Source organism: Candidatus Colwellia aromaticivorans (genome assembly GCF_003333305.1).
Classification (GTDB): Bacteria; Pseudomonadota; Gammaproteobacteria; order Enterobacterales; family Alteromonadaceae; genus Colwellia; species Colwellia aromaticivorans.
This window is the reverse complement of the sequence record NZ_QOLD01000013.1, coordinates 1-23607: the sequence shown is the minus strand read 5'-3', so window position 1 is coordinate 23607 and position 23607 is coordinate 1. Positions and strand designations below refer to the sequence as shown.

At 35.9% G+C, this 23607-nt stretch carries 25 protein-coding genes, 1 tRNA gene and 1 pseudogene; 17 read left to right on the top strand and 10 right to left on the bottom strand.

Features of this window, described 5'->3' with window-relative positions; genetic code table 11:
* Positions 1-334 precede the first annotated feature (334 nt).
* Together DWA31_RS01665 and DWA31_RS01660 are read left to right on the top strand one after the other, a co-directional pair.
* Positions 335-1012, top strand: a complete 678-nt coding sequence (locus tag DWA31_RS01665) for a single-stranded DNA-binding protein (protein WP_114324940.1) — start codon at positions 335-337, stop codon at positions 1010-1012.
* 197 nt (positions 1013-1209) lie between these two features.
* Positions 1210-3408, top strand: a complete 2199-nt coding sequence (locus tag DWA31_RS01660) for an SHOCT domain-containing protein (RefSeq protein WP_114324939.1) — start codon at positions 1210-1212, stop codon at positions 3406-3408.
* 59 nt (positions 3409-3467) lie between these two features.
* Here DWA31_RS01660 and DWA31_RS01655 read toward each other — a convergent pair whose 3' ends face one another.
* From DWA31_RS01655 to ccoG, 3 genes are all read right to left on the bottom strand, one after another.
* A complete protein-coding gene (locus tag DWA31_RS01655; protein WP_245942433.1) occupies positions 3468-4115 on the bottom strand; it encodes a thiol:disulfide interchange protein DsbA/DsbL in 648 nt (215 codons plus the stop codon).
* A 134-nt stretch (positions 4116-4249) separates the two neighbouring features.
* Positions 4250-5233, bottom strand: coding sequence for a serine/threonine protein kinase (locus DWA31_RS01650; protein WP_114324938.1), 984 nt, complete (start codon positions 5231-5233; stop codon positions 4250-4252).
* Between the two features lie 10 nt (positions 5234-5243).
* Positions 5244-6683, bottom strand: coding sequence for a cytochrome c oxidase accessory protein CcoG (gene ccoG, locus DWA31_RS01645; RefSeq protein WP_245942432.1), 1440 nt, complete (start codon positions 6681-6683; stop codon positions 5244-5246).
* 106 nt (positions 6684-6789) lie between these two features.
* Here ccoG and DWA31_RS01640 point away from each other — a divergent pair, with 106 nt between their 5' ends.
* Positions 6790-7146 carry a hypothetical protein gene (locus tag DWA31_RS01640; RefSeq protein ID WP_114324936.1) on the top strand — a complete coding sequence of 119 codons (357 nt, stop codon included), beginning with the start codon at positions 6790-6792 and terminating at the stop codon, positions 7144-7146.
* Positions 7147-7172: 26 nt separating this feature from the next.
* On the opposite strand, the gene DWA31_RS01635 is transcribed toward DWA31_RS01640, so the two are convergent.
* From DWA31_RS01635 to DWA31_RS01620, 4 genes are all read right to left on the bottom strand, one after another.
* A complete protein-coding gene (locus DWA31_RS01635; RefSeq protein WP_114324935.1) occupies positions 7173-7373 on the bottom strand; it encodes a hypothetical protein in 201 nt (66 codons plus the stop codon).
* A 20-nt stretch (positions 7374-7393) separates the two neighbouring features.
* Positions 7394-7564: a hypothetical protein gene (locus tag DWA31_RS01630; protein WP_245942431.1), complete on the bottom strand. Its 171-nt coding sequence runs from the start codon at positions 7562-7564 to the stop codon at positions 7394-7396.
* A 73-nt stretch (positions 7565-7637) separates the two neighbouring features.
* Positions 7638-7904: a peroxiredoxin family protein gene (locus DWA31_RS01625; RefSeq protein WP_281268611.1), complete on the bottom strand. Its 267-nt coding sequence runs from the start codon at positions 7902-7904 to the stop codon at positions 7638-7640.
* Between the two features lie 51 nt (positions 7905-7955).
* Complete coding sequence (locus DWA31_RS01620; RefSeq protein ID WP_114324932.1) at positions 7956-8225, bottom strand: hypothetical protein; 270 nt, start codon at positions 8223-8225, stop codon at positions 7956-7958.
* A 121-nt stretch (positions 8226-8346) separates the two neighbouring features.
* On the opposite strand from DWA31_RS01620, the gene DWA31_RS01615 reads away from it, so the two are divergent.
* The 7 genes from DWA31_RS01615 (at position 8347) to hemN (ending at position 14215) form a co-directional block, all read left to right on the top strand.
* A complete protein-coding gene (locus DWA31_RS01615) occupies positions 8347-9093 on the top strand; it encodes a glutathione peroxidase (protein ID WP_114324931.1) in 747 nt (248 codons plus the stop codon).
* Between the two features lie 186 nt (positions 9094-9279).
* Positions 9280-9531, top strand: a complete 252-nt coding sequence (locus tag DWA31_RS01610) for a VF530 family protein (protein WP_114324930.1) — start codon at positions 9280-9282, stop codon at positions 9529-9531.
* Between the two features lie 169 nt (positions 9532-9700).
* Positions 9701-10561 (top strand): formyltetrahydrofolate deformylase, encoded by an 861-nt coding sequence (purU, locus tag DWA31_RS01605; protein WP_114324929.1) that lies wholly within the window; start codon positions 9701-9703, stop codon positions 10559-10561.
* Positions 10562-10887: 326 nt separating this feature from the next.
* Entirely contained in the window at positions 10888-11496 is a 609-nt protein-coding gene (gene yihI / locus DWA31_RS01595; protein WP_114324928.1) for a Der GTPase-activating protein YihI, read from the top strand.
* An 11-nt stretch (positions 11497-11507) separates the two neighbouring features.
* Positions 11508-11996 (top strand): DUF2489 domain-containing protein, encoded by a 489-nt coding sequence (locus DWA31_RS01590; protein ID WP_114324927.1) that lies wholly within the window; start codon positions 11508-11510, stop codon positions 11994-11996.
* A gap of 374 nt (positions 11997-12370) precedes the next feature.
* Positions 12371-12682, top strand: coding sequence for a TraR/DksA family transcriptional regulator (locus tag DWA31_RS01585; RefSeq protein WP_114324926.1), 312 nt, complete (start codon positions 12371-12373; stop codon positions 12680-12682).
* A 162-nt stretch (positions 12683-12844) separates the two neighbouring features.
* The gene (gene hemN / locus DWA31_RS01580) at positions 12845-14215 is read left to right on the top strand and encodes an oxygen-independent coproporphyrinogen III oxidase (RefSeq protein ID WP_114324925.1); all 1371 of its coding nucleotides are present in this window, start codon (positions 12845-12847) and stop codon (positions 14213-14215) included.
* Between the two features lie 28 nt (positions 14216-14243).
* Here the strand turns inward: hemN and DWA31_RS01575 are convergent, their stop codons facing one another.
* Together DWA31_RS01575 and DWA31_RS01565 are read right to left on the bottom strand one after the other, a co-directional pair.
* A complete protein-coding gene (locus DWA31_RS01575; protein ID WP_114324924.1) occupies positions 14244-14786 on the bottom strand; it encodes a DUF1285 domain-containing protein in 543 nt (180 codons plus the stop codon).
* Between the two features lie 459 nt (positions 14787-15245).
* Positions 15246-16532, bottom strand: coding sequence for an acetyl-CoA hydrolase/transferase family protein (locus tag DWA31_RS01565; protein WP_114324922.1), 1287 nt, complete (start codon positions 16530-16532; stop codon positions 15246-15248).
* 663 nt (positions 16533-17195) lie between these two features.
* Between DWA31_RS01565 and DWA31_RS01555 the strand changes: the two genes are divergently transcribed.
* The 7 genes from DWA31_RS01555 (at position 17196) to DWA31_RS01525 (ending at position 23425) form a co-directional block, all read left to right on the top strand.
* Positions 17196-18311, top strand: coding sequence for a phosphoserine transaminase (locus tag DWA31_RS01555; protein WP_114324920.1), 1116 nt, complete (start codon positions 17196-17198; stop codon positions 18309-18311).
* A gap of 156 nt (positions 18312-18467) precedes the next feature.
* Positions 18468-19637 (top strand): 3-phosphoglycerate dehydrogenase family protein, encoded by a 1170-nt coding sequence (locus DWA31_RS01550; protein WP_114324919.1) that lies wholly within the window; start codon positions 18468-18470, stop codon positions 19635-19637.
* A gap of 213 nt (positions 19638-19850) precedes the next feature.
* A tRNA-His gene (locus DWA31_RS01545) sits at positions 19851-19926 on the top strand.
* Positions 19927-20317: 391 nt separating this feature from the next.
* Complete coding sequence (locus DWA31_RS01540; RefSeq protein WP_114324918.1) at positions 20318-21151, top strand: DUF2971 domain-containing protein; 834 nt, start codon at positions 20318-20320, stop codon at positions 21149-21151.
* Entirely contained in the window at positions 21148-22068 is a 921-nt protein-coding gene (locus DWA31_RS01535; protein ID WP_114324917.1) for a hypothetical protein, read from the top strand. The genes DWA31_RS01540 and DWA31_RS01535 overlap by 4 nt, the downstream gene beginning before the upstream one ends.
* A 122-nt stretch (positions 22069-22190) precedes the next feature.
* Entirely contained in the window at positions 22191-22745 is a 555-nt protein-coding gene (locus DWA31_RS01530; protein ID WP_114324916.1) for a hypothetical protein, read from the top strand.
* A gap of 107 nt (positions 22746-22852) precedes the next feature.
* Positions 22853-23425 (top strand): hypothetical protein, encoded by a 573-nt coding sequence (locus tag DWA31_RS01525; protein ID WP_245942430.1) that lies wholly within the window; start codon positions 22853-22855, stop codon positions 23423-23425.
* Here the strand turns inward: DWA31_RS01525 and DWA31_RS01520 are convergent.
* A pseudogene (locus tag DWA31_RS01520) lies at positions 23393-23607 on the bottom strand (IS3 family transposase); the annotation flags it as partial. The gene DWA31_RS01525 and the pseudogene DWA31_RS01520 sit on opposite strands and share 33 nt — an antisense overlap.

Genomic DNA, 23607 nt, shown 5'->3' with positions numbered 1-23607 from the left:
AACTCAAGTTAGAGTTATAATAAATTGAATTTGTAACTCTAATGCAGATACTATAGTACGTAGCGAGTTTTTTTAAAACTGCATTTATGGAACTAATTTAGAAATTTCAAGTTCACCAGCGGTTAATTTCTTTAAAAGCAAGGTCTGTTAATATTTTCCAACGCTTATTCGGGATTAATTCCTTGCTAAGGGGGTATTCAAAACCAGTACATATTTTTATATAAATACTCAGATAAATCCTGTTATTGAACTCGCTTGAGTATAAGTGTAAAAAGCAATAAAATATTATCTCAGTAATAAACTTACCCGAAAATCCTCATCAGAGCTATTTTTTATGCACCAAGCAAACACTTCTGTTCAACATCCGCAATTATGTACGGTAACTTTATTAGGTAATTTGGTCGCTAAGCCGGATATTCGCTACCGAACTAACCCTGTCTCAGCAGTCACTGAAATTATTCTAGCAACAAGTACTAAATGGTTAGATAAAAAAAGTAATCAGTATAAAGAATGGACAAGTTATCACCCTATTAAAGTAGAGGGCGATTTAGTTGAGCAAGCACTGTTGACGGCAGATAAAGGGGATATTATTTTGGTTCATGGTTACCTGAGCAATATAAAGCCAAGTAATACTGAACTACAAAGTCATTCTGCTATTGTACATGCCAATTATATTCAAAAATTTAAGAAAGGTTATACCCAAACCGTTAATCAAATTTATTGTAGTGGTCAAATAGCATCAACTCCGCAGTTAATTAAAACACAAAATAATAAAAGTTTGGCTCAGGTAAATATTACAATTAATCAGCGAGTTTATTCTATTGATAAACAATGTTGGCAAAATATTTTAATTGAGCGGGAAATGCATGTTTGGGGTAAACAGGCTGAATATATGGTAGACCATGCTTTAGTTGGCGATAGTGTTATGGTTGAAGGTAAATTGAGTTATTTGACTTCGGCGAATAAGGTGCAATTTATTGACGCTAAAACATTGCATTGGCTTAAAAGTTAGAGCTTTTTACTTGTTTGAAAATAACCCCTTGATGTTGCAAAATTATCAAGTATTATTTATTTTATACGATTATGTCGTTTACTCAGGTGATTACTAATATTTGTCATGGTTGATGCTTCAGCTCAACGCTCCTGTTTAGTCGGCATAGTCATATTATTACCTACTTCTGATAATGAACACGGCGCTAAGGGATGAGAATGAGCTCTAAACGGTATTTATGTAATTTAAATCACTTTATCACTCGCGCTTTTGTGCTCGTTGTTAGTCTTTTTACTATGATGCAGCCTTTTGATGCTTATAGTAATGAGGATGGTTACCAGTTAACTAAAGTAGCACAACTAGAACATCAATTAATTTCCCAACCTAACTGGCAACAATTGATTGCTAATCCGAGTAATAAACAACAGCACTTTATTATTAGAGAGTCAGGGCAAGTTTACCTCATTGATGGTGATGAGGTTAATCCTAAAGCCATTTTAGATATGAGTGTTTTTCAGCAAAAAGATTCATCATTATTTAAACTGACGGCTATTGAATTACACCCCAACTTTTCTTTACGAGATCAAGCCGGTTATGGCACTTTTTATACTGCTCATATAGAAACGGTTAATAAAAATAGTAAAACTAAACGCTTACAAGAGCGGGCTGATGATCTACAACTTAGTTTTGATACCGTGATTACTGAATGGCAATTTAGCGCTGTTAATCATCAAAAGGTTGATGTTAATACCAAACGAGAAGTGTTGCGAATTGGCGTGCCTGATAATTTAATGGTTATTAAACAGATGTCATTTAACCCTTATATTAAATCATGGAATGATGATTTTGGTTTACTTTATGTGGCGCTAACTGGAAATGAAAAATGGCAACAACCGCTTTACTCTGGAGTGATTTTACGAATAAATCCTGCAAAATTTGGTTTGAGAAGCTTTAGGGTACCCGCTAACAATCCTTATATGAAAAACAGTAAAGTTAATGATGCGATTTATCTTTTGGGAGGGCAGCAAATTGAGCAATTTATTTGGCCGGGGAAAAATAGTGATCATATTTTAGTTTCACATCAGTATGAAAATAAATATCTACTGTCATTAACTGATGGTCGAAATGATTGGCGAAGCTCAGCGGTGAAACATATACTTTATCAAAGTGATGATGCTATTCATCATGTGTTGATGTATCAAGGTCGACAGCTGCCTTTATTACGTTCTAAATTATTATTGTTGAGCCAAAAAGAGCAACACTGGTTTGTTGATTCTTTAGCTTTTAATCTTTCGGATAATAAAAAAAGTCGTGATGAGAAAAAGCCACAACTAGTATGGCCAATCACTTCACAGCAATTACCAACTAAGAGTCAAATAATATTAAGTAGTAATCACGATGGCGAAATATTTTTATTGGAAAAAACTATAAATGTTTTATTTCGTTTAACTCAACAAGCGTTGGCTAATGATAATGTTGTTGTAGACAGTGATATTAATAGCACCATAGAAACCAATTCATCCGATAATAGTCTTTTTATACTGCTCCTTATACTCGTATTACTTGGTACTGTTTATTATTGGTTTAAGCGTAAAGGCAATTCAGTTAAGGCGATAGTGAGGGAACAGTTTGCTTCTCTTGAGTTAAGTGAGTCATGCCAGCAAATAGGCTTGTATCACAGGCATCAAAGCAATGCTGAGACTATTATTGATATTGTTAATATCGTCAGTAGTGAAATTAAACTTAATGAACAGTGCGTAAGTGTTGTTAACGGCGAGATTGATCATGGTTTTAATAATGAGAAGGAACAAGACTTACGGGCTATTTTTGGTCATGAAAAAACCGATAAGATGGTTGATGGTAAGGTCAGACAAATAAGTTTGTTATTGACCGATAATCGAAAGAACACTTATACCGTGTGTTTATATATGCGTAAGGGTAGTAACCGTATAACCAAAAAACCTTATGTTAAGGTGATTAATGAGTTAATTGACTGGTGTTGGCTTATTGGGGAGAAAATTAATGCTGATAACACTGATAAAAGAAAAGTGAAATCAATAGTATTACCGAAAGAAAAAGCAGGCATTAAGTCGGATAAGAAGAGCACAACCCCATTACATCATCAGGCTGCAGATATTAGATCAGAAACTCCTAAAATGGATAATACCAGCGAGGCTCTAGTAACGGATGAGATTTCCTCAACGTTGAAAATTGTAAATGAGAATAAGCACTCTGCTGAGCAATCAGGTGAAGAAAGCAGCGAAGCGCATAGCAAGGTTTATCAAAATAAGGTTATAAATACAGAATTAGTTAATGCTTTGGAAAAGTTGGTGAATTTGAAACAACAAGGTTTTTTAACAACGGATGAATTCTCAAAAGCAAAAGAGAAGTTGCTAAAGGATTTATTTGAAAAATAATATATAAGTTACGAGTTACGAAAATTCCTTCGCCACTCGTAACCTTTCTTGCTATATCACTACTTCAGTGTTAATAAATGCGTAATTAAATTTTGGTAATCTTGCTCAAAATTATTTTTATCTAGCGCTTGTGTATTAATACGATATTTGCCATTAATAATAATAGTTGGCACACCTTTTAAAGCACCTTTTTTGGCCATAATATCTTGATTCTTTTTCATTGATTTAGCTTTACTGTTAACGCTAAAACTTTTCATTAATTTATCAAATTTATCTCCGTCAACACCATTTAACACAAATATATTACGGATATCTTTTTCTGAGGTGATAACCGCTTTTTGTATTTGAATATAGTTAAATATTGCGCCGACTAATTTATCATCCAACCCTAACTGCTCAGCAACAACGACTGATTTAGTTAGCATGGCTTGTATTTTAGGTGATGCGGCACGTAGAAAATCAACGTGATTACGCTCAAATTTTACGCCTTCAGGTAAGCCCTTCTTAACGGTTTCCATAAAAGGTTCAAAGCGTAGGCAGTGCGGACAGTAAAATGAAAAATACTCTCGTACTTCAACTTTAGCCGAAACGGTTTCATTTACTTTAGTGTATTGTTTACCTTCTGTATATTTTTCCGCACAAGCGGAGATTGATAAGGCAAAAAATGGTATTAACAATACCATCAATAGTTGCTGCATTTTCTTCATTATTATTTTCCTAAGTTAATAAATTTGAGCTCGGTATCTTACTTACAGATAAGTACCTGTAGGTTAGCATTCAGTCTAACAAAGTATTATATACCCGTGTTACTTCAAAATGCTGAAACACGCATTTTGAGGTATCACGGGTATAGGGGTAATAAACTCAATGGTGGTTCTTGTAAGGCGAACAACTGCTCTTTTAGCATTAATATTTGTTCTTCCCAATATTTTTCGGTGTTAAACCAAGGGAAATTGTGGGGAAACGCAGGATCTTGCCAGCGCTTACACAACCAAGCCATATAATTAACTACGCGCATAGTTCGTAATGATTCTATCAAAAGAAGCTGCTTAGATTCAAATGAAAAGAACTCTTCATAGCCCATTAATAGCGTATCGATTTGTAACAATTGTTGTTGTCTATCGCCTGAAAGCATCATCCATAAATCTTGAATGGCAGGCCCTGTGCGACAATCATCTAAATCAACAAAGTGTGGTCCTTCATCACGCCATAATATATTACCGGAGTGACAATCGCCATGTAAACGTATTTGATGTCCCGGTTGGTATTGTTCAGCTGCTATTTCAATAACTTGTTCTAAAATAGTAAAAAAAGGTATTTGTAAAGGCTTCGGAACAAAGCCGCTTTTACTAATGATATTACGTGCTTGGTAAAGCATTTCGTCGATGTTAAAGCTTGGTCTGTGTTGAAATGACTCCAGTGAAGATACCGCGTGGATACGACCAATAAAGCGTCCCATCCATTCAAGTTGATCTAAATTGTCCACTTCAAATATGCGACCGCCGCGACATGGAAATACCGCAAAATGATAACCTTGATGCTCAAATAAGCTTCTTCCATCTATTTTCAATGGTGCGACTATTGGCAACTCGCGATCATCGAGTTCAAAGGAAAAATCATGCTCTTCCTGAATTTGCGCTAATTTCCAACGTTGTGGACGATAAAATTTTGTAACATATTTAGTCAGATTCTCATCATGAAATTGATAAACACGATTTTCATAACTATTCAGTGGTAATAACCCGCTATCAACAATAAAACCAGCACTTTCTAAGCCGTCAATAATAGTGTCAGGTGATAACGATTTAAAATCAAATTGTGCCATTAGGGTTCACTTAACGTTTATTGAAAAAACGGCTTTCATGTTCAATACTAACATCATCTTGTGGTGATACTTGCTCAACACTAAAAGTGATATCAGTCATATAGCCCTTGAGCTCATAGGGATCAACAGAAATACTAATGGGTAAAGTGTATACTGTTGCTGCTTTTACAGTAACTTCTTGTTTACCATGCCATTGAGGGCTGTCTAGGCCTTTTATTGATAACTTATAAGTATTATCAGTTTGCGACATGTTTAGAATTTTTAAGGTATATACGTTTTCAATATTGCCATTGAAGTTTTCTTTCGCTAGCTCAGTTCTATCGCGAATAATGTCTAATGAGAGGGGAACCCGGTTAACAACTTCTAATACCAACATAGTGCTCATTATCATTAGTACGATAGCATAACCTATTAATTTAGCGCGAACGAAATGGATTTTTTTCCCGTTAAGCTCGTGCTCTGTAGTGTAGCGAATTAAGCCTTGATCGTATTTCATTTTGGTCATTACGCCAGCACAGGCATCCACACAAGAGCCACAATTAATACATTCGTATTGCAAGCCATTTCTAATATCTATACCGGTAGGGCATACTTCAACACATAAATTACAATCGATACAATCGCCTAAATTCATGGCTTTATGGTCTTGTTTACGACCACGAGCGCCACGGTTTTCACCTCTGTCAGTGTCATAGGCAACCGTTAAAGTGTCTTTATCAAACATGGCTGACTGAAAACGTGCATAAGGGCACATATGTAAACATACAATTTCACGCATCCAGCCAGCGTTGCCATAGGTGGCAAAAGTAAAGAATGCTAAAATGATCGCCATCGTAACCGAGGTGTTTAAGGTAACTATATTGACAAATAGTTCACTCATGGGTGAAAAGTAGCCAGCAAAAGTCATGGCGGTAAATAATGAGAAAAGCAACCAACTGGCATGTTTAAGTGTCTTCTTCCATAATTTTTTTCCATTAATTTTCTGTTGATCTAGCTTTCTACGCTGATTGGCTGTGCCTTCAATTTTTTCCTCAAACCAAATGAAGATAAATGTCCATACAGTTTGTGGGCACATGTAACCACACCAAACACGGCCCAAAAAGGTGGTAACAAAAAACAATAAAAAGGCACCAAAGATAAAAATCCATGCCAATAACGTTAAATCTTGTGGCCATAAAGTTAAGTTCCACAAGGTAAAGCGTTGTTCGCTAATATCAAATAATACGGCCTGATGACCGTTAAATTGTAACCAAGGGAGAAAGGCAAAAAAGGCAAAATAAACTAAGTTCATGCGTTGTCTTAGTTTTTGAAAAAATCCTGAATTTTTTCGCACATATATTTGATCGCCGGGTTTGTAGCGTTCATTGCTATTTTTTGCAGGATGTATCTTTACATTTTTAACCGGTATTTTAACTGCACTTTTTGGCGATGGTTTTTCGTTAGCGCTCACGATGAATCCTTAGAAGACAGAAGATGCTAATTAGTATTGAAAAAAACATTATGTTATTGTTGTAAAATACAATAACATATTAGCGCATACTAATGTACGAGATTTTATGAAAAATTTATTGATCTTAATCGTCGCAACGGCATTATTTTTACATTTTTATCCTCAGCCAGAGGTAACTAAATTCTATAACGATCAAAAAAAAATGTTGTTAGATGGTTTTTCAGAATTTAGCGATACTAAAGTTCGTTTGAAAGCAGATAAAATATTTGTTGATTTAAAAGCCAAGTTAAGCCAATTTTCTGCTGAAGAAGTGGAGTATTTAAAAGAAGTTACTTCGTCCAGAGCTAATGTTAAAAGCTTTTTTGAAGAGTATTGTAAGAGTGAAAAACGTAGTGCTATTTTTCACTCTGATAACCAAATAGAAGTCTGTCAAACTATTAGTCAATACGAATCAATGTTATAAAAAATATTTTAGCGAAAGGCTATTTTTTACTTCACTAGCGATGCAGCTTTCAGTAGTAACTCTTCATGTAATCGTACCTTGTAATTAGGGTTTACATAACTAAATTGAACTAAACCCGAACTATCAATAACGTAAATTGCTGGTACAGGTAATACTAAGCGTTTATTTCCTGTTTTATTTTTTTGCAGTGGGTTCTTTAAATCCATTGCTGCAATATATATACCCATGTTACTTCAATATGTCGGATTCAGCTGGAGTTAGAAACGTCTTTAGGCAAGGCTTTGATTGAAGATAATGGTTGTTCAGGATAATGTGCTCCCGCATTCTCTAATAAGCTACATCCATGTAGCGCCATTGTCGAAATCAATAACGTAGCATAAAGCGTTTCTAAACCAGCCTTACAGGGGCCCCTGATCAAATCATGTTCTTCGTTGCATCTCTTTTTAAGGGAACGACCCTTAATAAAAAGATGCGCCTTGATCATGAATCGTTCAGCTGCCCTGAAACGCACATCTTGAAGTATCATGGGTATAGGTCAGTAGTTTTTTACTTGCATAATAAGCTAAGCCAAATGCCTTACTCGTTACAGAGTTAATGTCAGATAAGAACTGATAGTTTAGTTGATGTTTACCAATACTTTTTTGTAAATCTTGTTCATTATCGGTGGAAATACCAATAAGTTGAAAGCCCAATTTAGCCAGTTTTCTTTCTGTTTTTTTGAGCTGTCCCATTTGTGTTTCAAAATGGACACCAACCACCGCGGTAAAAAAATAAAATTGTTTTTTTATTATTTAACGCTTCCCCTAATGTTATTTTTCCCCGCCAATAGTAGTGACTCTTATAGCGCTAGGTATTTGCTGACCATTCAGTAATGGACTTATTTGTTCGGTTGTTTTCGCGATAACTTTATCTACTTGGCTATCATTTGCAAACTTACAAATAAAATAAATAGACTTGTTAGCAAGGTGGGTTTGGCTGTGATCACAGCGTTTCCTCAAATTCAGTGTAATAGATACTAATGAAAGACCAGATAAGTAGAAAAGAATTTCAACAAGACATAGAAATAGTTTTATCAACATAAATCTATTTTTTCGATTAAGATAATTACTTTTAATCACTTTAAGTGCAATGTGTTTTAATGAATAATAACCTCATTGAAATTGAACAACATCAGTCACTTTTATAAATTAAGGAAATGATATGTCTACAAACAATAGTAAATTTGAAAATAAAGAAGGTCAAAACGTTCCGGCAGTAACATTCCCTATTCGTGCAAATGACGATTGGATCAGCCGCGATACTCAGGACATTTTTGCAGGAAAAACGGTGGTGGTTTTTTCTCTACCAGGTGCTTTTACACCGACTTGTTCTTCATCACACTTACCTCGTTATAATGAATTAGCAAGTAAATTTGCTGCGAATGGCATTGACGAAATAGTATGTGTTTCGGTTAATGATACTTTTGTTATGAACGCATGGGCAGCTGATCAAGACGCTGAAAATATTAGTTTTATTCCTGATGGAAACGGCGACTTTACTGATGGAATGGGCTTATTAGTAGAAAAAAATGACATTGGATTTGGTAAGCGTAGTTGGCGCTATTCCATGTTAGTGAAAGACGGTGTCATTGAAAAAATGTTCATTGAACCTGATTTACCAGGCGACCCATTTGAAGTGTCTGATGCTGATACTATGCTTAACTTCATAAACCCAGAAGCGGTCCAAACAACACAAGTTAGTTTATTTACTAAACCAGGTTGCCCACATTGTGCCAGAGCAAAAGATCTACTTACGCAACAAGGCTTGCAATATGAAGAGCTGACTTTGGGAAATGAAATTAGTATTTCAGCTATGCGAGCTATCACTAATGCTGATAAGGTTCCGCAAATTTTCATTGATGGCAAGCACATTGGTGGCGCTGAGGAGTTAGCTAAACATTTTGCGTAAAAGCGAACTCGTAAATTACCTTTAATGCGTTATCGGCACCTATTTTCATCGTTTATTTTTGAAGATAAGGTGCCTTTTAGTTTGTAGGCCTATTAATACTTAATGGCTATTTTAATTTCCTAACCTTCGCATCTTGAAGTGGTTTGGGTATAATCTAATTACTCTCTTTCAGTGTAGAATTCTTTTATGGACAACCAGCCTTACAACTCACTACATGGCATCACTTTAAAAGCTATAGTTACTGAGCTTGAAGCATATTACGGTTTTGAAACTTTAGGAAAACAAATTAACATTAATTGTTTTACCAAAGATCCTAGTATTAAATCTAGTTTGAAATTTCTTAGAAAAACCCCTTGGGCGCGTGAAAAAGTAGAACAGCTTTATATAAAAAATAAGCATCGTTTATCTAATATACCCGTTCCACTTCAAGATGCATGATTCAGTGGGAATTTAAAAGACTTTAGGCAAGGTATTCATTGTAAAGAATGGGTATAAACCCTCATAAAATAGAAACATAGTGATAAATAAGCGATTAAATACTGGAATTAATTAGAAAAATAACCAATGATATTGCCTATATTCTTATTTATAACGCTAGTAAAACATCATGACCTCTCCAAACCACTATATTCTTACATGGCAATGTCCAGATAACTCTGGCGTATTAGCAAAAGTATCGCAAAGTTTATTTAAGCATGGCGCTTTTATTACCGAAACATCACAATATAGTGATCCCTATACAGAAACCTTTTTTTCTCGTATTGCTTTTGATGACCGTAATTTAACCGTGTCTGCTAGCGAATTTATCGAAGCGCTAGATGCGTTAGCTAAACCGTTATCTATGGAATATAAATTACGCAATAAGGCCGATGTACCCAATGTTGTTATTGCCGTATCAAAAGACGACCATTGCTTAGTGTCATTGTTAACTAAATGGAAGTCAGGTGCTTTGCCAATAAATATTGTTGCTGTGATGTCAAATCATCAAGATTGTAAGTCTTTAGTTGATTGGCATGGTGTACCCTTTCACCATTTTCCTGTAACAGTTGAAAGTAAAGCAGAACAAGAAGCAAAAATACTAACACTAATGAAAGAAACAAAAACAGATTTGTTAGTGTTAGCGCGTTATATGCAAATTTTATCAGATAATTTATGCCAGCAATTGTCAGGGCGTGCTATTAATATTCATCATTCTTTTTTGCCTAGTTTTAAAGGTGCTCGTCCTTATCATCAAGCGCATGCTCGAGGCGTCAAAGTTATTGGTGCAACGGCGCATTATGTAACTGCCAATTTAGATGAAGGCCCCATTATTGCCCAGGAAGTAAAGCCAATAAATCATACCTTCACCATTAAGCAAATGGTGCATATGGGACACGATTTGGAAGCAACGGCATTAAGCCACGCGGTAAGAATTCATGCTGAGCAACGCGTGTGTTTAAATGGTGATAAAACTGTCATACTTGCTTGATACATACCCCTGAAATTTGAGAAAAAACTTTCTTTAAAGTTTCCATAAAGCAAAGGTCTCAATGTTTTAGGGCCAGTAAATCACAATATCTTTAACTCTATTTGTTTCTTTGATTCAAATGGTCGAAAACTAAACGCGCGCCTCGTCATGCTAAATAGTTACATTTAAAAGATTAACCTATTAGCGATAAGTACTTAATTCACTGTTTAAGAAACTATTTTATTCACTTCGTGTAGTGCCTCTTTGATAACTTGAAACTATCCATTACTTTTTCACTATTAATGACGTAAAATAGCGCCATTAATAGTTAAAAAAGCATCAAGTTCATGGCTCGTACCAAAAAATCTAGAAAACCTGGTGGTGCACCCACCGCTAAACCTAAGTTAAGTAAAGTTGAATTAGCGAATGTTGAAAAAAGGCTGCGTAAAAAAAACGGTAACAAACCAGGAAACCGTCAACAAGAAGCTAAGTTGATTAAAAACCCTGATCAACAGTCTGATAAGAATAAAGATCCTCGTATTGGCAGTAAAACGCCGATAGATCTGGGAAGGACGGTGGCTCCTACTAAGAAGAAAGCAGTTAAAATCACCAAAGCTAAGCAAGATCCTATTGCGGCGATACGTGTAGTGAATGCAGAGGAAGAACAAAGCGCTGCTCAAGAAATGGTAAGTTTTGCTCAGGAATTGGACAATATTGAAGCTGACGAGCGTCTACAAGCTATTTTAGCTAAGCAAGAGGAAGCGCTAGCCTTAAGCGAACAAGAAGTCGATTACTTTAATGAGATGATGGAGCGTCATCAGCAATTAACTGAAAAGTTAGCTGAAAACGAAGAGCCTAAAGATGAATCAACTAACGTGGATGCTAACTCAGAAGAAGACTTATGGGATAAATTAGATAATTCATCTTTGCCCAGTGACGTTGATAAATTTGAATAAGGCTCGCTAATATGGATACTTACTGGCTTTTCGCCATTATATTAGCAGTGGTTATTATTGCCGCCTTATCTTTTTATGCGGGTAAATTATTACGACAACTGGCCAAGCAAAAACATTTGCAGCAGGAAGCGGAATTAGCTCGTCAGCAAGGACTTGCCTCCCATGATCATAAAGTGTTTGCTAGTGTGCTGATTATTACCCGAGCGATGAAAGAAGAACAATGTGATTTTAGTGAAGGTTGTTGGCGATTATCTGTTTTATTGACTTCGTTGAAAATGAGCAGCGATCTAGCACTGCAATTTCCTACTATATTTAAGCTATATAACGAAATCAAGCATCTTTCTATACTTGATGATCGAAAGCAGTTAACTAAGCCGTTACGTATGAAGCAGGATTATCAACGGATGACCATAGAAGCGGAATTGCACAGCGAAATTGTCAAAGATCTTGATCTACTTCAACAATACACCGTTGAAAGAATGAGTATACTAAATACATAGCTTTATCTTTCATTCTGGTGTTCACTAATCAGGAATATATACCCGTGTTACTTTAAAATGCAGGATTCAGCTGGAATTAGAAACGTCTTTAGGCAAGGCATTGATTGAAGATAATAGTTGTTCTATTGTCGAAATAAATAACGCTGCTTAAAACGTTTCTAAATCAGCCCTACGGGGATGTCTGAGTAAATCATGCTCTTCGTTGCATCTGTTTTTAAGGGAATAACCCTTAATAAAAAGATGCGCCTTGATCATGAATCGCTCAAGCATCCTGAAACACGCATTTTGAGGTATCACGGGTATAGAATAATTAAGCTTTAGATTCTCGATTGAAGTATTTCGGGAATACCCCTTCATTTTTTGAGATATGTATTATGACTGAACAATTAAAAGTACAATTTACTAAGCGGATTATTGAATTACAACAACGCATTAGTGCAATTCATCGCGACTTTGCTGATGGACGAGATACTGATTGGTCAGAGCAGGCGGGTGAACGTGAAAACGAAGAAGTGCTCAACGCACTTGAGTCTGAAGCTAAAGTAGAAATTCAGCATTTATCTAATGCGATCACGCGTATGGAAAACGGTAGTTATGGAATTTGCGAAACTTGCGGTGATGACATTGCAAAGCCACGACTACAAGTACAGCCAGCAGCAACAAACTGTATTAAATGTGCGGAGTAAGCCGTATACTCTCATTAAACCGTGTAACATTAACTAATTTAAATGGAATTATTCAGCTATTAAAAATTGAAAGACTTGCGCTTAATCAATACTGTTAAATGTTCGCTGTGTATAATACCCACTAGTTATTTAAATGGTGCCTGAACTTAAGGTGTGAACAAGATGCAAGTTAGTCAATTTTTCGATCCTCAATTACTTAGTAAATATAATACTAGTGGTCCAAGGTATACTTCTTATCCCACAGCATTAGAGTTTCATGATGACTTTAAGCATGGCGACTTTGTACAAGCAATAAAGGATTCACCAAATCGTGAATTATCTTTGTATGTACATATCCCTTTTTGTCACACACTTTGTTACTACTGTGGTTGTAATAAAGTTATCACCCGTCATCGTGACAAAGCGGATACTTATCTTGAATATTTAGCGCAAGAAATTGCGTTGCAAGCGCCTTTATTTACAGAATATACAGTAAAGCAATTACACTGGGGTGGTGGCACACCAAGCTTTTTAACACATAAACAAATCACTACATTAGTTAATTTATTGAAAGAAAAATTTAGCTTTTCTGATGATTTAGAGATGAGTATTGAAATAGATCCGCGCGAAATTGAAATGGACTTGGCTGAACATTTGTTTTCATTAGGTTTTAATCGTTTAAGCTTGGGTGTACAAGATTTAGATTTAAAAGTACAAGAAGCTATTAACCGTGTGCAATCAACGCAGTTTATTGGCGATTTTATCGGTCATGCTAAAGCCGTTGGTTTTAAGTCGATTAATATTGATTTAATTTATGGTTTACCTCACCAAACGTTAGAAAACTTTGCTAAAACCTTAGACAAAGCTCACGAGTGGGATGTCGATAGAATTTCACTCTTTAGTTATGCACATATACCTAGTCGGTTTGCTGCTCAACGTAAATTGCGTGATGAATGGTTACCTAATACCGAAGAAAAATTTGCACTAATGAAACTTGCCATTGAAACGTTATGTGATTATGGCTATGACTTTATTGGTATGGATCATTTTGCTAAACCTAATGATGAATTGTCAATTGCTCAAGGTAATGGCACATTACATCGAAACTTCCAAGGATACACAACCAAAGGTGGTTGTGACTTGCTTGGTCTTGGCGTGTCATCAATTAGCGCTATTGGTAATAGTTTTAGCCAAAACATTAAAGATCTTAAAACCTATTATCAAGCGATTGAAACACAGCAACATGCGCAAGTAAAAGGCGTAAGTTTGTCACAAGATGATATTATTCGTGGAGAAGTTATTCGTGAATTAATGTGTAATTTATTTCTAGATAAAAATAAAATCAGTGAAAAATATAATATTGATTTTGATAGCTATTTTAGTGATGATTTACCCTTGCTTGATACCTTTATCGCTGATGATCTTGTTGTGAATACTCCTGATAGTATTCAAGTCGCGCAAAAAGCTCGCTTACTTATCCGTATTGTTTGCATGAGTTTTGATGCTTATATGAAAAAGCATATTAATCAGCAACGCTTTTCTCGGGTAATATAATTTTTATATTTGAATAGTAAAATTGCTATTAAACAACCCCTAAACTAAATTCACATCCGGCACTGATAAATACCAATTCAGTGCCGTTTTTCGTTTGCACTTCTTTCGCTATATCAATCCATTGATAATAAATATTACGATGTATCTTAGCTAATAGGTTTCGACGAACAATAACGTATAACTCCCCTACCTCGTTAGCCGATATTGGATGCTGTGCATCTAAAACAAACTCATCCCCAACATTGTTTTTAACGCACATGGTCGTTTGCGATTCATCATGCCAATACCATTCAGTTAGCACAAAAGGCGCATCCTCAACGGTAATTTTTATTTTCTCTACGGGCGTTACTAAATAGTATTCATCACCTTCCATTTTCAGCACAGAAGCGAGTAATTTAACTAACTTGGCTCGTTTGAATATAGTACCCGTATAGAACCAGTCACCATTGCTTTTAATTTGAAGATCCATTTCACCACAGTACTCAGGGTTCCAATCTTCTACAGGAGGAATTTTACTTTTTGATGAAATACCTTTAGAGGAAAGTTGATTGGTAATTGCTTCTAGAGACATAAAAGGCAGCCTAAGTTATAAATAAGGGTCTATACCCATGTTACTTCAATATGTCGGATTCAGCACATCTTGAAGTATCATAGGTATATATATTAATCTTAGTTTAACCTTATACCTATACTCATGTTACCTCGAAATACTCGTTTCAGCGAGAATTTAAAGGCTTATAGGCAAGGCATTGACTGAAGATAATGGTTATTCCCTTGTCAAAATCAATAACGCCGTATATAAGCCTTTAAAACTCGCCCTTCGGGGACTCCTGAGTAAATCATGCTCGTCATTGCTCCTTTTTTTAAGGGAACAACCATTAATAAAAATAAGCACCTTGATCATGAATTGCTCAGGCATCCTGAAACAGACATTTTGAAGTATCATGAGTATAAAGACAAGCTTTGCATTAGGTGGTATGGCTTATGTTAATCAGTACGGTATTTGGATTGTTAAGTCTTAGATAAAAAATCAGAGATGAATACCCCATATTTTATGGCAACTCTTTGTTAGTTCATCACGAAAATCAGGATGTGAGATTTCAATTAACGCTTTAGCACGCTCTCTTAGGCTTTTATTGCGTAAGTTAGCAATACCATACTCGGTTACTATATATTGAACATGAGCTCTGGTGGTTACTACGCCAGCACCTTTATCTAATGTTGTCACAATACGCGACAATTGGCCATGTTTAGCTGTTGAAGGTAATGCTATTATAGCTTTGCCTCCTTTTGATAAACTTGCGCCTTGAATAAAGTCCATTTGTCCACCAACGCCTGAATAAATAGAAGTTCCTATTGAGTCAGCACAAACTTGACCGGACAAATCGACTTGCAATGCACTGTTAATCGCCGCGACATTATCGTTACGTCTGATGATTGATGTATCGTTAACATATTCTATGTCTAAAAATACCACTTGTGGATTATCGTCAACAAAGTCATATAATCTTTGTGTGCCAACGGCAAACCCTGTGACTATTTTTCCAGGGTGAATTTTTTTTAGCCGGTTTGTAATGACACCGGTATCAACTAAATCAAGCAAACCATCAGAAAACATTTCGGTATGTACACCCAAATCTTTTCTATTGGTTAAACAAGCTAATACTGCATCTGGAATAGCACCTATACCCACTTGTAGACAATCACCATCATTTATTAATTGGGCAACGTTTCTACCAATGGCTTGAGTTACTTCATCAAATTTCTCTTGAGGGTGTAAAGGTAACTCATCTTCTTGCCAATAGACACTATGAAAACTATCGTAAGAAATAAAACCATCACCATGTGTTTTAGGCATATTAGGATTAATATGAGCAATAATTTTTTTTGCTACTAGGCAAGCCGAATTTGTTGCTTCAACAGAAATCCCCATGGTACACATTCCGTGTTGGTCTGGCGGAGATACCTGAATAATTGCTGTATCTATTGGCTGCTCACCAGATCTAAATAGCTTAGGGAGCGCTGAAAGAAACATTGGTACATAATCCGCTTCGCCTATTGCCATAAGAGGTCGTGTTGAAGTACTGCTAAAATAACAACGGTGACGTAAATGACCGAATAATTCTGGTGATGCTAAAGAATCGGCTCTTTCAGTATGAAGCTGTAGTAATGTTAAATTCTGCCGCGTTTTAGCATGTATAGCTAATGCGTCGATAAGAATTCTTGGAGTGGCAGCCATTGAATGAGTCCAAATAAACTCATTATCTTCAATGACAGATATTGCTTCTAGCGCGGTATCACAAATTCTCACCGACATTTTTTCCTAATAATTAATTAATATATACCCATGATACTTCAAGATGTGCGTTTCAGGGCAGCTGAACGATTCATGATCAAGGCGCATCTTTTTATTAAGGGTCGTTCCCTTAAAAAGAGATGCAACGAAGAACATGATTTGATCAGGGGCCCCTGTATGGCTGGTTTAGAAACGCTTTATGCTACGTTATTGATTTCGACAATGGAACAACCATTATCTTCAATCAAAGCCTTGCCTAAAGACGTTTCTAACTCCAGCTGAATCCGACATATTAAAGTAACATGGGTATAGAGTTAACAGAAAACTATTTATGCTGTTAATAGAAAGATCATATCAGTTAATCTATACAATTAGTTAATCATCACATAACCGTATGGAGAATTTTATATTTTGAGTACTTAATTGTGATGTTATTTTTTAATGATATTTACTATCTTGTGCGCTTAATCTATTGAAAATTTTCCCTGTAATTTTAGATAATAGATAAATATGTGATCTCAATCTTGATATTGCTTAATTAGCCACCGGTACTGTTGAATATTCATGCTAATTAAGGCAGTATTTATCCAATTTTATCGAATTAACTTTTGCTCAACTTATTTAGTGACAAAAAAGTCAAATAATATAGAGCAACAACAATGACCCAATAGTCAAGGAACCTTAATGAAACCGAATACTAAACCTGCTAATCCTAACTTTTCTTCAGGCCCATGTACAAAACGTCCAGGTTATGATCTTGCTGCGCTTAATACCGACAGCTTGGGGCGTTCACATCGTAGTGCTATTGGTAAAGAACGTTTACAAAAAGCAATTACTGAAACTTCACGGTTATTAAATTTACCTGAAGGCTATAAAGTAGGTATTGTGCCGGGTTCTGATACTGGCGCTATGGAAATGGCCATGTGGTCACTGTTAGGTCAGCGCCCCGTTGATGTATTTGCATGGGAGTCTTTTGGCTCTGGTTGGGGCTCAGACGTTGCTAAACAATTGAAATTAGACAATGCTCGTACATTTACTGGGGAATATGGTGAGCTACCTGATTTTTCACAGGCCAATGCCGATCACGACATTATCTTCACTTGGAATGGCACAACCTCGGGCGTTAAAGTTGAAAATGTAGATTGGATCAGCGATCAACGTACGGGTTTAACTATTTGTGACGCTACTAGTGCAGTTTTTGCCATGGACATTGATTGGGACAAAATTGATGTTGCTACCTTTAGCTGGCAAAAAGTACTTGGCGGCGAAGGTGCTCACGGTATGTTAATTTTAAGTCCAAGAGCCATAGAACGATTAGAGTCTTATACGCCATCTTGGCCGATACCTAAAGTATTCGGTTTAACCAAAAAAGGTAAATTAATTGATGGTATTTTCAAAGGTGCCACTATCAATACACCGTCAATGTTATGTGTTGAAGATTATCTTGATGCGCTTAACTGGGTTGAAGAAATTGGCGGTTTATCTGCGGCCATAGAAAAGAGCCAAGCAAACTTAACGGTATTAGCCGAATTTGTCGCCCAAAATGACTGGATAAGCTTTTTAGCAAAAACACCTGAAACTTGTTCAAATACCAGCGTATGTTTTGAATTAAAAGCTAATGCTGATCAAGTAAAAGCAATTGTGAAATTACTCGATAATGAAGGTGTTGCCTATGATATAGGCGCCTATCGCGACGCCCCTGCGGGTTTACGAATTTGGTGTGGTGCAACGGTTGAAAAGTCAGATTTAGTCGCTTTACTCCCTTGGTTAACTTGGGCATATCAACAAGCTACCGCATAGTATCTATACCCGTTCCCTTCAATATGCACCTTGAAGTAGAGCGGGTATATACCCCGCTATTTAATTTTAATAGCGGGTTTTTTTATGCTCATAACGTTAAATAGGCAAGTTTCTCATTCTATTTAATTTCAGCGAATAACTACTAAAGAGTCTTATATGAAAAAGATTAGAACTTATAATAATATTGCAGCCAAAGGATTAAATAAATTTCCAGCAGACAGCTACCTTGTTGATGCTACTTGTGAAACGCCAGACGCGCTTTTATTACGCAGTCATAAACTACACAACGAAGAACTACCAGAGTCAGTTCTCGCTATTGCACGTGCTGGCGCAGGTGTTAATAACATTCCTGTAGCCGATTATACGCCTAAAGGCATTGTTGTTTTTAATACCCCTGGTGCAAACGCCAATGCAGTAAAAGAATTAGTGCTAGCGAGTTTATTACTAGGCTCTCGCGGTATTACCCAAAGCATGAACTACGTTGACTCTTTAGCGTCAGAAACCGATGCAGCAGAATTACATAAAAAAGTAGAAGCGGGTAAGAAAAAATATGGTGGTTCGGAGCTTAAGGGAAGAACCTTAGGGGTTGTTGGGTTAGGCGCTATAGGGGCTAAAATTGCCAACCTTGCTTTAAGCTTAGGGATGAAAGTTATTGGCTATGATCCAAAACTCAGTGTTGAGGCAGCATGGCAGTTATCTTCCAATGTGACCCGAGCAGCTAATTTAAACTCATTATTAGCCCGTTCTGATTATGTTACTTTGCATGTACCTATGTTTGAAGCAACACGAGGTTTGATGAACGACGACGCATTTTCTGCTATTAAAGAAGGGGCTAAACTGATTAATTTAGCTCGTGGTGAATTAGTTGAAGAAGCCGCAGTAATATCGGCTTTAGACTCAGGAAAATTAGGTGCTTACATTGCTGACTTCCCAAGTGAAGCATTAATCGCTCACGAAAAAGCAATTTTATTCCCACATTTAGGTGCGAGTACGGTTGAAGCCGAAGAAAACTGTGCCGAAATGGGTGCTACTCAATTAATAGACTTTTTAGATAATGGCAACATTGTTAATTCTGTTAATTTCCCTGCCGTTTCTATGGAGCGTACCACGGGATATCGCGTAACATTTGCGAATGACAATATACCTAAGGTATTAGGTACTGTTTTAAACTTATTGGCTGATTTGAATATTAACGTGCTTGATATAGTGAATAAAAGTCGCGACGAGATAGCCTATACCATTCTAGATATAGAGCAAGAGCCTACACCAGCGTTGCTAGATCAGCTCTCTAATGTAGAACATATTTTTCATGTAAGAAGTGTTTAGAGCAAACTAAATAATACAAGATGAGTCGAACAAAGCGCTTATCCTGTGTTCTTTAACCTTAAACAGATTAAAAATTGAGTATTATCTGCATAAAAACATTGTATGCATTAAAAAGGTAATACTTTTTCCATTTTTGCTTGCACAAATTGTGATAACTCATTAAAATCCGCGCATTGTTTCAAACCTAGAAACAATGCAAGCAACACCTCAGTGGTGGCTATAGCTCAGTTGGTAGAGCCCCGGATTGTGATTCCGGTTGTCGAGGGTTCAAATCCCTTTAGCCACCCCATTTTTATTCCTCTGTAGACCTTTAAAAACAATACCTGTAGATAATATTACAAATATGAAATTGGTTTTTCATCGCCTGCTCCTGTGCATATTCTGTGAGTATTTGAAGCTAATTAGGTCTAATTACTTACACATATATCTAACTACCAGCTCATATCCTCAACATCGACCGGAACTGATTAACTTTGCCTGATTAGGGAATTTACTGTCCAGTTCCTGTGCTTTTTCCCTAAAAGTACAATTATCAATCAAGAAAGAAAACGTCAAAAAAGTGCGCAGATATCAAGAGTTACATTTTTGCTATATATATTCTAATGAATTATTTGTGTCATATTACTGAAAAGTCTCCATAATAAGCAGTTAGCCTGTAAATTAATCACTGGTAGTATTCCATGACATCAATTTATAAATATACGCAATATAGACCAGATTTTTTTGAAAATTTCTTCCTGAAAATCTCTAGGTTTGGTGAGTTTAATGATCCATTTGAGATGGTAATGGGTAACTACCTCAGTTCAGTTTCACAAGAAGAGCATGATGAAATAATGTCTCTTTCTCACCGGTTGTCAGATGGTGCGTCATATAACTATGCGGCTTGGGATGCTGAATGCGGTGTACGAGCAAGTGTTGGTGTTCTATGTTTTGCATCTAAAAAGGACAACCTATTAATGTGGTCTCATTATGCTAATGATCATGCAGGAATTTGTATAGAACTTGATGCAAATGCTGAGTTTTTTAATGGGGAGTATACAGATGCCCCATCAAAAATATTTGATGATTTCTCACCTGACTATTCTCATAAAGATTGCTACGAAAATATTGGGGTTATTAAACCTGTTGATTATACAATTGAACGACCTAAATATATTGAGCCACAAGAACTCGAATATAATACTGAGTCATGGTTTGTAAAATCTCCAGAGTGGAGTTATGAAGAAGAGCAGAGATTACTGCTACCAATCGATCATGCTGAAATGGTAGAGACGCAAGATTCAACCTTGTTTTTTTATCCAATAGAGCCGAGTATTATTAAATCGGTAATTGTTGGATGCCAGATGCCCACTAATATAAAAAAAGAAGTGTATATAAAGTGTAAAGCTCTCGGTATTCAAGTGAAAGAGGCTTTTGTGCACTCTCATCAGTTTAAATTAGATATCATAGATTATGATGAAAGTAATCATAGTAGCTACAGAAATATGTATAATTTAAATAGGATAACTAATTGATAACCAGGAGCAAGCCTCTAGTATATTTAGATCAAAATATTATTGGTTTAATCGTTAATAAAGAAATAAATATTAAGCCATCGGATGAATTTATATTTGCATATTCCAAAGAGCACTTTAGAGAAATCCATAGATCTAACAACCCTCAATTATATTTAAATGCATTACATCAAATAGACGCGAAGCTATTGGATTTAGAATTAGACCAAAATTGGAAAATAACAGGAAAAGCCATAATTAAAGAGTCAGGTACACCAACAGAGCTTTATTCTGAATATCTTGATGCCATATCTGATGTAGATTTATCAGAAGATATTTTTGACTCTTTCCTTGCTTGGGTTAATGGTGGTGGGGATAAAGAATCTCTAGAGTGTTTACCCGACATTATTTCAGAACAAATATTTGAAATTACAAAAGATCTAACAAACAGTCATGCAGAGTTGAACGATGAATTAGCACACATAACACCAGACTTTAAAGGTGTTATAAATGACCTTATCGAAAATGGCAATGATATTATCAAAACACGGTCAGCTTTAGGTAATGACAAAGGTGAAGTTGGTAGTGTTTTAGGTGAAAACATAATAGAAAAAATTTGGTGTATCATTCAACCTAGTTCAGGAGGGTTAACTTGCGATGAGTTTTTTGGCTTTAATCCTAAAGATAAACAAGGTTATGATACTTGGCCGATGTATTTAGGTATTGTTGGGTCATGTGCAGTTATGGATATTATCGGATATCAGGCTGAGAAAAAGTGCCGTAAAATCGATAAATTGCCAAATGTACGTAGTGATTCTGGTCATATTGGTATGGGAGCATTTTGTTCGTTGGTAGTATCAAAAGACAAAAGATTGGTAAAAAGAGCTAACGCTATTTACAAGTACAAAGGAATTAACTCATCTGCTACAGTATTGTAATTGCAGGCTAACAAACTAATTAATAAGGATAAAAAAAGTTGGCTGTTTTCGTTCCTCAACATTTAGTAAACTATTTTTAGCCCATTATTTGGGAGTTATATTGCTAAAGGATTATTTCGAATATGGATGTAGATTTAATAGTAAAAATATCAATGCCAATAGTAACGTTGTTTCTTGGCATATTAATAAACAGATTCATTGAAAATCGTGAAAAATTAATAGTTCACTTAGGTTATATCGCATCCCATAAGCTAGCTCCCAAAGAAGATGGGCGAGATCCTACAACTGTGAATACTCATTCTGTTATTCTGCGTAACAGCGGAAATAAAGCTGCAAAAAATGTTCGTGTTGGTCACAATTATTTACCTGACTTTAACGTATATCCAGACATAGAATATTCAGTTAATGAATTACCAGCGGGCGGTAAAGAATTACTTTTCCCAACACTCACTCCTAAAAAAGAAATTACTATTTCATATTTGTATTTTCCTCCAAATACTTGGGAAGGTATTAATACGCATATAGAATCAGATGAAGGTAAAGCAAAAGTAGTACAAGTACTATTACAAGCTCAACCAAAGCCGATAGTTCTTAAAGTAATTTGGTTTTTTATTATTGTTGGTTTAGTTGGGACTATTTATAGTGTTATAGAATTGATTAAGTGGTTCGCAATATAAGAAAATAAACAAGGACACGTAACAGTCGGCTACATTTCGCTTCGCTGCACATTTTAGCAAACTATTTTCAGTCCCTTAAGTGGGCTTACTTTCAACATGGATCTGTGATGACTACAATATTTTTTCCTGAACGGTTTGATAGAGATACTCTTGCTCCATTTTTTGAACAACTGGAACTTCACCAAGATACACCAGATGTCTGTATTGATTGCTCGACATTAAGGTACTCATTTCCTACGGCTATGCTTGTTGCTGGATCTAAGCTAAGAAAATGGATAATTAATCGTAAACAAAAAAAGCTAAACACAAAAAAGTCAGGTCACAATAGCCAAAATAAGGTGCACTCGTATCTTATGCATTTAGGTTTTTTTGATTTCATAATGATGGGTGGAGGAAATCAAGTAGGTCAAGCTAGAGGATCATCTGCATATTTACCTATCACTAGAATCGTAAAGCCAGCATATGATGCTAATTCACAAGAACTTCAAATTTGGTACGACAAAATAATGTCTAGTGTAAGAGGTCTCGCTAGAGTTGTTTCAGGTACAGTGGAAGATACTGAAGAAAATAGACTTTATAATTATGCACTTCGTGAAATTATTCGTAATGTATTTCGGCGTTTTTCAAGGCAGTTGTCGCCTAAATTGTTAAGCAGCTTCTTTGTGCTGCTCTGGATTTAACTCCACAGCGCCTATTGGCTGCCAGTTTCTCTCTTTTTTTGACCATCGCTCAGGATGTTCATTTCTTTTTGTCTGATATAACACTTTTCGCTTCGCTAGTATTTCAACATCAAGACCATCGTGTCTTTGGCTCGGAGTAACAAACTTGATCCTGCTATGCCTATGCTCATTGTTGTACCAAT